The sequence below is a fragment of the Streptomyces toxytricini genome (genome assembly GCF_014649915.1).
Classification (GTDB): Bacteria; Actinomycetota; Actinomycetes; order Streptomycetales; family Streptomycetaceae; genus Streptomyces; species Streptomyces toxytricini.
Genome location: NZ_BMTY01000010.1, coordinates 140,571 through 153,324 on the forward strand (window position 1 = coordinate 140,571; position 12,754 = coordinate 153,324).

A 12,754-nucleotide genomic window follows, 5' to 3' on the forward strand; every position below is an offset into this window, starting at 1 on the left:
GTGCCATGTGCGGGCACTATTGGACGCGCCAGTTCCGATGGGTACGATGCGCCGGGATGATGATCACTCGTGCATGGCGCCAGGCTTAGCTGGGAGCCTCACCGACGCCAGCTGCGCGCAGGCCGGTAGTTGCGTCGCACGACGGCTGAAAGGCGATTACGAGTGAAGAGTGAGCCGGGACTCATAGTCCCGCCCATCTACACGCCCATCCCGCCGGCCATCCACCCGCGGTACGAGGCTGTCGAAGCGCACACCGCGGCGTGGGCGGAAGCCTTCCAGGTGGGGTCCGACGAGCTGCGCACGCGCCTCCTGCGCCACAGCATCGGCACCTTCGCCGCCCGCATCCTGCCCGCGGGGCAGGAGCCGGTGGTGGCCCTCCTCGCCGACTTCGTCCTCTGGCTCTTCGCCGTCGACGACGGCTTCTGCGAAGAGGGCGCGCTCGGGCGAAGACCGGGAGACCTCGCGGGCGTGCTCCACCGCCTGCTGCGCGTGGCGCAGAACCCCGAAGCGCCCATGCTCCCGGGCGACTGCCTCGCCGACGGGCTGCGCGACCTCACGCGCCGGGTCTCCCGCCACGGCACGGCGAGCCAGGCCGCGGCCTGGTGCAACGCCCTGCGCGAGTACTTCTTCTCCGTCGTGTGGGAGGCCTCCCACCGCCGGGAGGGGACGGTGCCGTCCCTGGCCGACTACACGCTGATGCGCCTCTACGACGGTGCGACGACCGTGGTGTACCCGCTGCTGGAGATGGGGCACGGGTACGAACTGCCGATGCACGAGCGCGACCAGCCGTACGTCCGGGCGGCCACCGAAATGGCCTCCTTCGTCATCACCTGGGACAACGACCTCTTCTCGCACCACAAGGAGAGCCGGGGCGAGGGCTACTGGCTGAACGTCATCCGCGTCCTGCAGGAGGAGCGCGACCTGACGCCCGATCAGGCGCTGGCCACGGCCATAGAGCAGCGCGACCGCGTGATGTGCCTCTTCATGCGCCTGCAGGAGAGCCTCGTCGACCAGGCGAGCCCGCAACTGCGCACGTACCTCCAGGGGCTCGGCAGCTTCATCCGGGGCTCCCAGGACTGGGGTGTGTCCTCGCACCGCTACACCACCCCCGACGACCCGGCCAGCCTCCCCACCAGCTTCCGGCAGACGCCCGTCGTCGATGACGCCGAGCCGCTGGAGATCCCCGCCATCTCCTGGTGGTGGGACCTGCTCCGGGAGCCGCACCGGCGCGTGCCGAGCGCCCGCATGCCGATGTCCGCCCTGCTCGCGCCCACCCCCTGATGAAAGGATTCACCGTGCCCCAAGGGCTGGAATCGATCCCGCCCGCGCCCGGGCGGGTGCCCCTGCTCGGCCATGCCGTGAAGCTGGGACGCGACCCCCTCGCGTTCCTGCGGTCGCTCCGGGAGGTCGGCGACCTCGTCCGCGTGGACCTGGGCAGCATGCCCATGTACGTCGTCACCAGCGCGGCCCTCGTCCGCGACGTCACCGTCGGCCAGGCGCGGGCCTTCGAGAAGGGCCGCCTGTACGACCGGGTGCGGCCACTGGTCGGCAACGGGCTGGCCACGGCCGGGGGCGACGTCCACCGCCGGCACCGCAGGCTCATCCAGCCGATGTTCCACCAGACGTGCATCGCCGGCTATGCCGAGACGATGAGCAGCCGGGCCCGCGCCCTCGCCGACTCCTGGACGCCCGGGCAGACGATCGCGGTCGAGCAGGTCATGGGCGAGCTGGCCGTCGAGATCCTGGCCGCGACGATGTTCTCCACGGACATCGGGCGGCCCGCGGTGGAGGCGGTGCGCCGGGACCTGCCGGTGATCCTGAAGAACATGCTGCTCCGGGCAGCCTCGCCCAAGGCGCTCGACCACCTCCCGATCCCGCCGAACCGCGCCTTCGACGCCGCGGCCCGCAGCATGCGCCAGGTGATCGACGACGTGATCGCCGGCACCCGCCGGTCGGGCGAGCGGCAGGAGGGCGGAGGCGACCTGCTGTCGGTCCTGCTCGACGCACGGGACGCCGACACGGGCGAGGCACTCACCGACGAGGAAGTCCGCGACGAGCTCGTCACGATCCTCTTCGCGGGCACCGAGACCACGGCCTCCACCCTGTCCTGGGCGTTCCACGAGATCGCCCGCCACCCGGAGGTCGAGAAGCAGCTGGTGGCAGAGGTCGACGAGGTCCTGGAAGGCCGCCCGGCGACCATCGCGGACGTACCGCGGCTGGTCGGGATCCGGCGTGTGCTGGACGAGGTGATCCGCCTCCACGGAGTGACGCTGCTGATGCGCCGCACCACCGAGGAAGTGGAGCTGGGCGGCTTCCGCCTCCCTGCGGGCACGGAGGTCGCCTTCAGCCTCTACGCCCTCCACCGCGACCCGGCGCTGTACGCGGACCCGGACCGCTTCGACCCCGACCGGTGGCTGCCCGAGCGGCGGGGGGACATCCCCCGCGAGGCGTTCGTGCCGTTCGGGTCGGGCAACCGCCGCTGCATCGGGGACGCGTTCGCCTGGACGGAGGCGACCATCGTCCTGGCGACGGTCCTGTCCCGGTGGCAGCTCCGCCCGAGCCCCGGGCACAGCCCGCGGGAAGCGGCGTCCGCGATGGCCCACCCGGATCACGTGCCGATGGAAGTCCACCCCCGCGGCACCGCCCGCTGACACCCTCGTCCGTACGCCGGCTCCGCAGTCGGCCTGACCGCGGGGCCGGCGGGCGGGCGGGGTGTCGGTCGGCTCGGCTAGGGTGCCCGTCGTCGTACATCCGTCCGAAAGGCCGAGGCAATTGACCGGCAAGTCTGCTTTTCCCCTGCCCTTTGAATCCGTGCGCTCCGCACTGTTCGCGACTCCCCGCACCCTGCGGGAGATCGAGATGATGCAGTGCAGCGCGCACATCCGGACGAAGCCGGCGTGGTTCGACAAGATGAACGACCCCGAGGTCGTCGCCAGGTGGACGAAGGAAGCGGTCGCCCAAGGCCTCACCGAGGCGCAAGTGGCGTACGTACTCGCCGAGCTGGGGCACTACGCCGCGCTGCGGGACCCCGGCACCGGCATCGAGGTGTCCGCCGTCGACGGGGTGTGGCAGTCGGACACCCTGGTCGACGCGGGGCTCCGCTCCCGGCTGCGCGAGGCGGTGCGGGTGCTGGAAGAGGTCCCCGAGGAGGAGAAGGACTGGCATCCCGGATCCGGCGGCCAGGTCCTGGACCTGGTGCACCCCTCGCTGTTCTGCCTGGTGCGGGATGTGAGCGGCGGGCCCGAGCGGGCCTGGCGGAACCCGACGAACCACTACTCGAAGCACGAGTTCTCCGAGAAGTTCCAGTGGCTGCCGAGCGACGTCGACGTCAGCGACGACGGCGAGGCCGTGTTCCGCTCGTACGTCAACAACGTGCACCCCGAGGAGCACCGGGAACTCGCCGCCGTCCTGCCCGACCTGTTCGCCCGTATGCTCCCGCTGCTGGAGAACGTGCTCACCGACCTGCGGCACCCGCGGCCCCTGCGGATCGAGGCGGACCCCTACGGCTGGTACGACTCCGAACCGGAACGCCCGGACAAGGCCGCGTTCGACGACGACGAGGCCTACCAGGCGGCGCTCCGTGCGTGGGGGACGGCCCAGGACGACTGGTGGGAGAACCGCAGCCCGGTCGTCCCGGACGCCCCGGAGTTCACCCCGCCCGCGCTGCCCGACGCCGCCTCCCGGGTCGGCCTGCGCGGCCGCCGGCTCCAGGTCATCGTCAAGCTCGCCACGGTCCACCTCACCCCCGAGCAGCCCGAGTACCCGGGCGGCTCCTGGCACGTCGAGGGAATGCTGAACGAGCGGATCGTCTCGACCGGCATCTACTACTGGGACAGCGAGAACATCACCGAAAGCCGCCTGGGCTTCCGCGCGGCACTCGACGACCCGTACTACGAGCAGAACGACGACAACGGGGTGCGCGAGGTCTACGGCCTGGAGAACGAGGACGCACTGAACCAGGTGCTCGGATCGGTGCCGACGCCGGCGGGCCGCTGTCTGGCGTTCCCCAACGTCCTGCAGCACCGCGTCGACTCGTTCCGCCTCGCGGACCCCACCCGCCCCGGGCACCGCAAGATCCTCGCCTTCTTCCTCGTCGACCCGTCGGAGACGATCGTCTCGACCTCCGACGTGCCCCCGCAGCAGCCCTGGGCCGACACCACGACCATGACGCTGGAGCAGGCGAAGCAGTACCGCGAGGAGCTCATGCGGGAACGCAAGTTCTTCGTCGCCGAGCACAACGAGCAGGTCTACGAGAGGGAGTTCTCCCTCTGCGAGCACTGACGGCCCCCCACGGGCCGTGGGGGCGCGCGCGCCGCGTGCGCCCCGAGCTCACCCCCCGGGCGCGGGTCGCCGGCGCCGTTCCCCGCCCGGGGCGGTGGCCGGCGCTTCCGCCCCGGCGGCGGGGACGACCGTACCGCTGGAGAAGTCCGGGTCCCAGGTCGTGTCCCAGACCACCTCCACCTCCACCCCGTGCAGGTCGCGGGCCGCTCCGACCACCCAGGCAGTCGCGGCGGCCCTGGCCGCGTCCGGGCCGGCCGCGGCCGTCAGGCCGTGAGGGGCCCCGCCGCAGACGATGCCGTCGTCGACCGTGAGCAGGCTGTGGCGCCAGCCGTCCGGCGTGGCCATCAGCGTGACTTCCTTCGGCAGGCCGAACACCGGCTGTCCGCCTCCCGTCCCCCGTCCCGGCACGTCCGCCCCCTCCGTTCCTGCGGCAGGACCGCCCCACTCTCGCACGCGCCGGTCCGCAGGCGAACGGGTTTGAACGGGAGGCCGTCGCCCGTGCGGGTGTGCTGCGCACCAAACGGGTGATCACGGTCAAGGCCCGCCCCTTCGCCCGACTAGATTCGGCGGACCGAACCGAGTGAAGGGGAAGCCTGCTGTGAGCGTGCTGGACATGAAGCTCGACCGGTCCTTCGACGTCTTCGACGCGGACCGCGACGGACGGCTGCGCAAGTCGGACGTGACCGGCCTCTCGGACAAGCTCGCCGAGTCGCTCGGCGTCGCCCCGGACGCCGTCGCCGGACTCCGCGGCTCCCTGGAGGACCTCTGGGACACCGTCTTCCAGAAGATGGACCGCGACGGCGACGGCGGCGTCGACCGCCAGGAGTTCCGGGCGGCGTTCCGGGCCCGGATCGTCACCGACCAGAACCGGATCTGGGACCGCATCAGGAGCATGAGCAACGCCTGGACCGAGCTCGGCGACCGCGACGGCGACGGCATGCTCAGCCGCCAGGAGTACGCCGACCTCCTCCACGGCATGTTCCGCCTGCCGCGGGAGACCTTCGAGGAGGCGTTCAACGGGCTCGACTCCGACGGCGACGGGCAGCTGAGCCGTGACGAGATCAGCCGCGCGATGAAGGAGTACTACACCAGCGAGGACCACACCGCCCGCGGCAACCACTTCTTCGGCCGCCTCTGATCCCGGCGGGGCAGGGGGCGGTCGGCGGGGCCGTCCGGCGCCGAACCGCCGCCCCCGCCGCACTCGGGCCGGATCGAAGCCGCTTCGTATCACCCGCCCGCTCGTTGACCCCGAGCGGAAGCCGATCATCCCAGCCCGCTCCCTTGGAGGATCCCTTGATGGCCGATGCCGCACTGCCGGTGATTGTCCTCTCCGACCCCGACCCGCTCCGCCGCCACGAAACGGCCGAGCTGGTGCAGAGCTGGTACCGGACCTCCTTCCGGGTGCTCCAGGTCGGCGGGCCGGCCGAGGTGGTCCGTGCGCTGAACTCGCTGGCCGACCGACAGGTGCCCGTCGCGGCCGTCCTCGCCGACGAGGCCCCGGCCCCCGGTGCCGCGCAGCACCCCGGCGTCCGCTGGCTGCCGCTGGCACGGCACCGCGACGCCGCCCCCGCCGCCGCGGAAAGCGAGGCGCCGGCGGCCGCAGGGAGCCGCGCCGAGGACCTGCGGGGCGCACTCGACGACTCCCTGTGCACCTGGAACGCCCACTCCCGCGGCGAACTGCCCACCGCCGAGGTGCGCGGGAGCCGCTTCTCGCCCGCCGCCTACGCGGTGCGCGACTTCCTCGGCCGCAGCGGGGTCATCTTCCGCTGGCTGCCCGAGCAGGAGGCGCGGGACGCCCCGGTGACCGTCCGCCTCGGCGACGGCACCGAGATGGCGGACCCGTCGATCAGCGAACTCGCCGAGCGGCTCGGCCTCATCCGCCCCGCCGGACAGGACCACTACGACGTCGCGGTGATCGGCGGCGGCCCCGGAGGCCTGTCCGCTGCGGTGTACGCGGCCGCCGAGGGCATGAGCGTCGTCGTCATCGAGGACGACGCTCCCGGCGGGCAGGCGGGGACCACCTCGCGGATCGAGAACTACCTCGGTTTCCCGACGGGCCTCACCGGCGGCGACCTCGCCCAGCGCGCCCTGCAGCAGGCCCGCCGGGCCCGCGTCGAATGGCAGCCCACCCGCGTGGCCAGCCGGGTCTCGCCGGCGGAGGACGGCCGCCACCGGATCGAGTTCGTCAAGGCGGGCACCGACGAGACGGCCTCCGTGACCGCCGCCGCGGTGGTCGTCGCCACGGGCGTGGACTGGAACCGCCTGAAGGCCCCCGGCGTCGACCGCCTGCTCAACTCCGGCGTCTACTACGGCTCGTGCCTCTCCGACGCGCCCTCCGCCGCCGGCGAGGACGTCTACATGGTCGGCGCCGGCAACTCCGCCGGCCAGGCCGCCCTCTACTTCGCCCGCTACGCCCGCACCGTCACCCTCCTCGTACGGGGCACCGACCTCGGCGCCTCCATGTCCGACTACCTGGTCCGCCGCATCGAAGGCACCACCGGCCTGCGCGTCCTCCTCGGAACCGAGGTCGCCGAATGCCTGGGCGGCACGACCCTCACCGGCCTCCGGCTCCGCGACCGCGACGGCAAGGAGCAGACGGTCCCCGCGCACTGCCTGTACGTCCTGATCGGCGGCCACCCCTCGACCGACTGGCTCCGCGGGGCGCTCGCACTCGACGACCGCGGCTACGTCCTCACCGGGAGCGGCGTGGCCGGCGCGGACGCACTGCCGATGGAGACCAGCGTCCCCGGCGTCTTCGCCGTCGGCGACGTGCGCTCCGGATCGGTCAAGCGGGTCGGCGCCGCCGTGGGGGAGGGCGCCGCGGTCGCCCAGTGCCTGGTCGAATACCGCCGCCGCCACCCCGCCCTCTTCCCGGACGTCCGGGCGGTCTGCGGCTTCTGACGGGCGCACGGGAGGGCGCCCGGTGCCGCCGCCCCGCCGCGGGGCCGGGTCGCCCGCGTACGCCCGGCAGGCCGCGGCCTTCCGCCTTGCAATGCACGGCGCCGCCACCCTGCTCTTTCCCGGCCGCGCGGATGGTACTGCGGCCCCTGACGGGAGTACGGCCTCCTGGGGGCGGGGCCGGTTCCGGGCATGGCGCCTGCCGCGCGTCCGGGTCGTCCGTGCAGGCCCGTGAGGTGGGCGGTCTTCCGCCTTGCGGTGCGCTGCGCCGCCACCCCGCTCCCTCCGGGGCGGGCGGATGGTCTGCGGTCTGCGGCTATGAGTACCGCGCTGCCGGGTCGCCCGCATACGCACAGTCAGGCGGACGGCCTTCCGCGATGCCGCCCCTGCGCACGACCGCGCCCGGGGCCGCGTATCGGCGGCCCCGCGGCCTCGGTGCGGAACGAGGCCCTGGGACGCCGTTCCCGCAGGTGGGCGGGCCCGCGGCAGCCGGGGCGGCGCGGCGGCTCGCCGGGGGTCCGGCACAATGGGCCCGGTGCGTTACCTCATCCTCGGCGTCACCGAAGCGCGCAGCGCGGCCGGTTCCCCCCTTCCGATGGGCGGGGCGCGCCTGCGCGCGCTCCTGGCCGCCCTCGCCCTGCGCGCCGGCGGTCCGGCCGCCGCCTCCGTCACCGACCTCGTCGACGACGTCTGGGGCGACCGGCCTCCCGGGGACGCCCCGGCCGCCCTCCAGGCGCTCGTCGCCCGGCTGCGCCGGGCGCTCGGCGGACGGGACACCGTCCTGGCCGACCCCTCAGGCGGCTACCGCCTCGCCGTCGACGACCGCGACGACGTCGACCTGCACCGCTTCACCCGGCTCGCCCGCGAGGGCCGCGCCCGGCTGACGGCGGACCCCGCCGATCCCGCCGGCGCCGCCGCCGGCCTGCGCGCCGCCCTCGACCTGTGGCGCGGACCCGCCCTCGCCGACCTCCCCGAACCCGCCCGCAGCCGGCACGCCGCCGCCCTCGACGCACGGCGCACCGCCGCTCTGCGCGACCGCATCGAGGCCGACCTGCGCTCCGGCGCCGGGGACCCGGCGGGGCTGCAGGCCGAGATCGAGGCGCTGATCCGGGAGAACCCGTACGACGAGACGCTGCGCGCCCAGCAGGTGCGCGCCCTGCGCGCGGCCGGCCGGCCCGCCGACGCCCTCGCCGCGTACGAGCGCACCCGCCGCACCCTCGCCGACGCCCTCGGCACCGACCCGGGCCCCGAACTCGCCGCGCTCCACGCCGAACTGCTGAACCCCGCCCCCGGCGCGCCCCCGGCCGGCCGGCAGAACGCGCCCGAGCGCCCCGGTCACGAGGGCGGCAACCTGCGACCCCGCCTGAACTCCTTCGTCGGACGCGAACCGGAACTGGCCGCCCTCCGGGCCGACCTCGCCGGCCGGCGCCTCGTCACCCTCACCGGGCCGGGCGGCTCCGGCAAGACCAGGCTCGCCGAGCAGGGCGCCGCCGCCCACCCGGACCCGGTGTGGCTGGTCGAACTCGCCCGCCTCGACCAGCCCGCCGCCGTGCCCGGCGCCGTCCTCAGCGCCCTCGGCCTGCGCGAGGACACCCTCGTGGCCCGCGAGGCGCCCGCCGCAGACCCCGCCACGCGGCTCGTCGCACTGTGCGCCGACCGCCGCCTGCTGATCATCCTCGACAACTGCGAGCACGTCGTCGGCGCCGCCGCCGCACTCGCCGAACTGCTCCTCACCCGCTGCCCCGGTGTCCGGATCCTCGCGACGAGCCGCGAACCCCTCGGCGTGCCCGGTGAAACGCTCCGCCCCGTCGGCCCCCTCCCGCCGGAGCCCGCGCACCGCCTCTTCGCCGACCGAGCCGCCGCGGTCAGCCCCGGCTTCACCCCGGACGACGACCCGGACGCCGTCGCCGAGATCTGCACCCGCCTCGACGGCCTCCCGCTGGCCATCGAACTGGCCGCCGCCCGGCTGAGGCTGCTCACCCCGCGCCAGATCGCCGACCGCCTCGACGACCGCTTCCGGCTCCTGACCGGCGGAGCCCGTACGGTCCTGCCGCGCCAGCAAACCCTGCGCGCCGTCGTCGACTGGTCCTGGGACCTCCTCGACGAGGGCGAGCGGACCCTTCTGCGCCGCCTCTCCGCCTTCGCCGGCGGCTGCGACCTGGCGGCTGCCGAGGCCGTCTGCGATGAGGGCGGCGGCTTGGACGTCGCCGACCTCCTCGGCTCGCTCATCGACAAGTCCCTCGTCGTGGCGGTCCCCGACCCCGACGGCCGCGGCATGCGCTACCGGATGCTGGAGACGATCCACGAGTACGCCGCCGAACGCGCCGCCGCAGACCCCGCCGACCGCCTCGCGGCCGCCGACCGGCACGCCGCGTACTTCCTGGCCCTCGCCGAGGAGGCCGAACCGCTCCTGCGCGGCTCCGCGCAGCTGCCGTGGATCCGGCGCGTAGAGACCGAGCTGGACAACCTCCGGGCGGCCCTGCGGCACACCACCGGGGCCGGATCCGCCGAGGCCGGAGAGCGGTTCGCCGCCGCACTCGGCTGGTTCTGGTGGCTGCGCAACTACCGTGCCGAGGGCGCCGACTGGGCGGGCCGGGTCCTGCGGAACCGGTCCGCGGAGCCGCCCGAGGGCAGTCCCGCCTACTGGCGCATGATGCGCGTGCGCATGCTCGACGTCTTCCTGCGCGCGCAGGGCGAGACGCCCGAGGAGTTCCGGACCCCCGCCAACGCCGCGCTCGCCGCAGGGCTGCGGAAGGTGTTCGAGACGCCCGGCCCCGAGACGGCCCGCTTCCCCGGCATGCTGTGGCCCATGACACTCCTCCTCGCCGGAGACGTCCTCGACGTCCGCGGGGCGCTCGACAAGGCCGTCGAGAACTGCCGCCGCCACGGCGGGGACTGGGAGCTCGGCGTCACGCTCCTGCTGCGCACCCACCTCGCCATCGACGTCACCGGCGGCCTGCCCGCCGTCGACGCCGACCTCGCCGAACTCCACGACCTCGCCGAAGTCGTGGGCGACCGGTGGACCCGAGCCCAGGTGGCGGCCGCCGCCGGCGAGGTGGCGCTCTCCCGGGGCCGGTATGACGTGGCGCGCGGCGAGTTCGACGAGTGCCTGCGCCTCGCCCGCGAGGTCGGCGCCCACACGGAGACGCCGTTCATCACGGCCCGCATCGCCGAAGCAGCCCTCTGCGCCGGGGATTTCGCGGGCGCGGAGCGACTCCTCGCCGAGTCGGCCCGCGAGGTCGACCGGTACGGGGGCGTGTACGACGTCCGCGCCTATGCCGGACTGCTGTCGAGCCTCGTCGCCCTCATCCGGGGGGACCTCGCAGGCTCCCGTGCCGCACACGGCCGCGCCCGCGCCGAGGCCGCCCGGTTCGCAGCCCCCGCCCAGCTCATCGCCGGCCTCGACAACATCGACGCCGTGCTGCGGGGCCGCGAAGCCGGCCCGGAGGCGGGCCTCGCCGCCATCGGGCCCGCGCTGGCCGGCGCGGTCGCCGCGCACTGCGCGGAGCGCGTCCTCGCCTCGCTCGCCGACACCGCGGCCGCGCTGCTGTCGCGGGCAGGACGCACCGCGGAGGCCGTACGGGTCCTCGGCGCGGCCACGGCGTGGCGCGCGGGGCACCCGCGCTCCGTGGTGGAGCAGGCCGCCGTCGCGGCGATCCCGGACGAGGCCCGCGCCCTGCTCGGCCCGGACCGCTACGAGGAGGAGGCGGCGGAGGGCGCCGCGCTCACCCCGGCCGAGGTCGCGGCCCTGCTCGCGGCCGGCTGAGCCGGCCGCGCCCCGCGCACCCTGCCGCCGGCGCAGCGTCAGGCCGTGCCGTCCTCGCTGCGGGGCCAGATCGCCACGGCGACGAGGACCGCCGCCCATACGGCGAGCGGGGCGACGGGCCAGTAGTACGTCAGCTCCCCCTTCTGAAGGCAGCGGACACCCCATACCGCCGACAGGACGACCGATCCGCCGAGCCAGTACCGCCACTCCGCGAGCCACTCCGCCAGGTCCCGGCGGTCCCGCTCGGCCCGGCTCGGCGCCGGGGCGGGCAGGTCGGCGGTCAGGGCGGCCAGGTCGCCCGCGGTGCGCGCGTCGAGGGCCCGCCGGACCCGGTCCGCGTGCTCCTGCGCGTCGAGCCGGCCTTCCGCCAGCGCCGAGGCCAGGATGCCGAGCGTGCCGTCCCGTTCCGCGTCCGACACCCGCACCGCGGGCGCGGACGGCTTGCCGAGGCTGTTCTCCATCGACTTCTCCCTTCCCGTATTAGAATACGACTGTATCTCAAAGAAGGTGGGTGGCCCCCGTGCCGAAGACCGTGGACCGGCCGGAGCAGCGCCGGCAGATCGGCGCCGCGCTGCTTGCGCTCGCCGCCGAGCGCGGCCTCGACCAGATCAGCGTCCGCACCGTGGCGGCCGCGAGCGGCCGCTCCGCCGGCGCCGTGCAGAAGTACTTCCGCTCGAAGGAGGAGATGCTCGTCTTCGCCGCCGAACTCGCCGGCGAGCGCATCGAGGAGCGGATGTCCCGGGTCGACACCGGCCTTCCGCTCCGGGAGGCGCTGCGCGCCCTGGTCCGCACCGTGCTGCCGCTGGACGAGGAGCGGCGCGCCGAGGCCGCGGCGCAGCTGGCGTTCGCGGTCCACGCCGCGCACCACCCGCGGCTGGCCGCGATCCGCCGCCAGGTCGACCGCGACGTCCGCGATGCGCTCGCCGCCTGGCTCGAGGACGCGGCGTGCCCGCACGCCGAGGCCGCGGCCGACGCCGTCATCGCCCTCGGCGACGGGCTCGCACTGCGGATGCTCTACGACCCGGCCGGACACGAGGCGCTCCTGGACGCCCTCGACCGCACCCTCGACGCCCTTGTCCCGTGAGCAGCTTCGACAGGGGACTGCGGGAGCCCCGCGAACGGCCGTGCACGCAGGTTCGACCCTCATGTGAAGGCACGTCAAGTGCCGCTCCGGGCAGCCCGGGCGAGGCGCTGCAGCGCGCACGGCTCCGGCCGGCGCTGTCGGACCCCGCTGTTAAGGTCGCCGCATGGCCAACCGCTCATACCTCTACGCTGCCGACACGCTGCCCACCGAGCAGGAGAACGCCCAGGCGATCCGCTGCGTCTCGGAACACAACTGGTCTATCCCGCTCGCCCACAAGCTCCTGGTGGGGCGCGGGACGACCATCGTCCCCTCCATGATCTGGAACCCCCGCATAGGCATCGCGGCGGACTACGCCGGCGGTGCCGCCCTGCTCGGCGACCTCCTGCGCGCCGTCGGCCGCGGACTGGAGGACGACTCCGACTTCGCCCGGTGCGTCGAGCGCACCACGGCCCACCTGGAGAAGCAGCGGGCGCGGTATTTCGTCCTGGAGACGGGCGAGATGGTCTCCCTCACGGACGACGACCCCGAGGCGGGCGTCCGGCGCCTCGTGGCCGACGACATCCCCGCCGCCGTGGCCCAGGCCGAGGCGGCGATCGCCGGCCGCAACGACGCATGGCTGGCCTCGCTCCGCAGCGACTGGGAGGACCACTTCGCCTCCTTCTACAGCGACGCCCTCTACTTCTCCTTCCCCGGCTAGCCCACCCGCCCCTGCGACCGACGGAAGG

The 12,754-nt window shown here is 74.5% G+C and carries 10 protein-coding genes; 8 read left to right on the forward strand and 2 right to left on the reverse strand.

What is annotated here, in order from left to right; genetic code table 11:
- The first annotated feature begins 162 nt into the window (after nt 1-162).
- From IE170_RS14800 to IE170_RS14810, 3 genes are all read left to right on the forward strand, one after another.
- On the forward strand, nt 163-1,281 hold the full coding sequence (locus IE170_RS14800; RefSeq protein ID WP_229884759.1) for a selina-4(15),7(11)-diene synthase: 1,119 nt from the start codon (nt 163-165) through the stop codon (nt 1,279-1,281).
- Nucleotides 1,282-1,295: 14 nt separating this feature from the next.
- Nucleotides 1,296-2,651, forward strand: a complete 1,356-nt coding sequence (locus tag IE170_RS14805) for a cytochrome P450 (RefSeq protein ID WP_229884766.1) — start codon at nt 1,296-1,298, stop codon at nt 2,649-2,651.
- A gap of 82 nt (nt 2,652-2,733) precedes the next feature.
- Nucleotides 2,734-4,281, forward strand: coding sequence for a DUF4246 domain-containing protein (locus IE170_RS14810; RefSeq protein ID WP_373298988.1), 1,548 nt, complete (start codon nt 2,734-2,736; stop codon nt 4,279-4,281).
- Nucleotides 4,282-4,329: 48 nt separating this feature from the next.
- On the opposite strand, the gene IE170_RS14815 is transcribed toward IE170_RS14810, so the two are convergent.
- Complete coding sequence (locus IE170_RS14815; protein ID WP_189809825.1) at nt 4,330-4,626, reverse strand: hypothetical protein; 297 nt, start codon at nt 4,624-4,626, stop codon at nt 4,330-4,332.
- Between the two features lie 253 nt (nt 4,627-4,879).
- Between IE170_RS14815 and IE170_RS14820 the strand changes: the two genes are divergently transcribed.
- The 3 genes from IE170_RS14820 to IE170_RS14830 all read left to right on the forward strand — a co-directional run bounded on the left by IE170_RS14820 (nt 4,880) and on the right by IE170_RS14830 (nt 10,945).
- The gene (locus tag IE170_RS14820; RefSeq protein WP_189809826.1) at nt 4,880-5,419 is read left to right on the forward strand and encodes an EF-hand domain-containing protein; all 540 of its coding nucleotides are present in this window, start codon (nt 4,880-4,882) and stop codon (nt 5,417-5,419) included.
- A 158-nt stretch (nt 5,420-5,577) separates the two neighbouring features.
- The gene (locus tag IE170_RS14825; protein WP_189809827.1) at nt 5,578-7,182 is read left to right on the forward strand and encodes an NAD(P)/FAD-dependent oxidoreductase; all 1,605 of its coding nucleotides are present in this window, start codon (nt 5,578-5,580) and stop codon (nt 7,180-7,182) included.
- Between the two features lie 532 nt (nt 7,183-7,714).
- A complete protein-coding gene (locus tag IE170_RS14830) occupies nt 7,715-10,945 on the forward strand; it encodes an ATP-binding protein (protein WP_189809828.1) in 3,231 nt (1,076 codons plus the stop codon).
- 38 nt (nt 10,946-10,983) lie between these two features.
- Here the strand turns inward: IE170_RS14830 and IE170_RS14835 are convergent, their stop codons facing one another.
- Nucleotides 10,984-11,406: a DUF1707 SHOCT-like domain-containing protein gene (locus tag IE170_RS14835; protein ID WP_189809829.1), complete on the reverse strand. Its 423-nt coding sequence runs from the start codon at nt 11,404-11,406 to the stop codon at nt 10,984-10,986.
- Nucleotides 11,407-11,465: 59 nt separating this feature from the next.
- On the opposite strand from IE170_RS14835, the gene IE170_RS14840 reads away from it, so the two are divergent.
- Entirely contained in the window at nt 11,466-12,029 is a 564-nt protein-coding gene (locus IE170_RS14840; RefSeq protein WP_189809830.1) for a TetR family transcriptional regulator C-terminal domain-containing protein, read from the forward strand.
- A gap of 163 nt (nt 12,030-12,192) precedes the next feature.
- Nucleotides 12,193-12,726 (forward strand): DUF7822 domain-containing protein, encoded by a 534-nt coding sequence (locus tag IE170_RS14845; protein ID WP_189809831.1) that lies wholly within the window; start codon nt 12,193-12,195, stop codon nt 12,724-12,726.
- Nucleotides 12,727-12,754 lie beyond the last annotated feature (28 nt).

Excerpts from the sequence above, each read along its gene's own strand:
- IE170_RS14825 (WP_189809827.1), top strand. The coding sequence starts at position 5,578 with ATGGCCGATGCCGCACTGCCGGTGATTGTCCTCTCCGACCCCGACCCG.
- IE170_RS14845 (WP_189809831.1), top strand. The coding sequence starts at position 12,193 with ATGGCCAACCGCTCATACCTCTACGCTGCCGACACGCTGCCCACCGAG.
- IE170_RS14815 (WP_189809825.1), bottom strand. The coding sequence starts at position 4,626 with ATGGCCACGCCGGACGGCTGGCGCCACAGCCTGCTCACGGTCGACGAC.
- IE170_RS14835 (WP_189809829.1), bottom strand. The coding sequence starts at position 11,406 with ATGGAGAACAGCCTCGGCAAGCCGTCCGCGCCCGCGGTGCGGGTGTCG.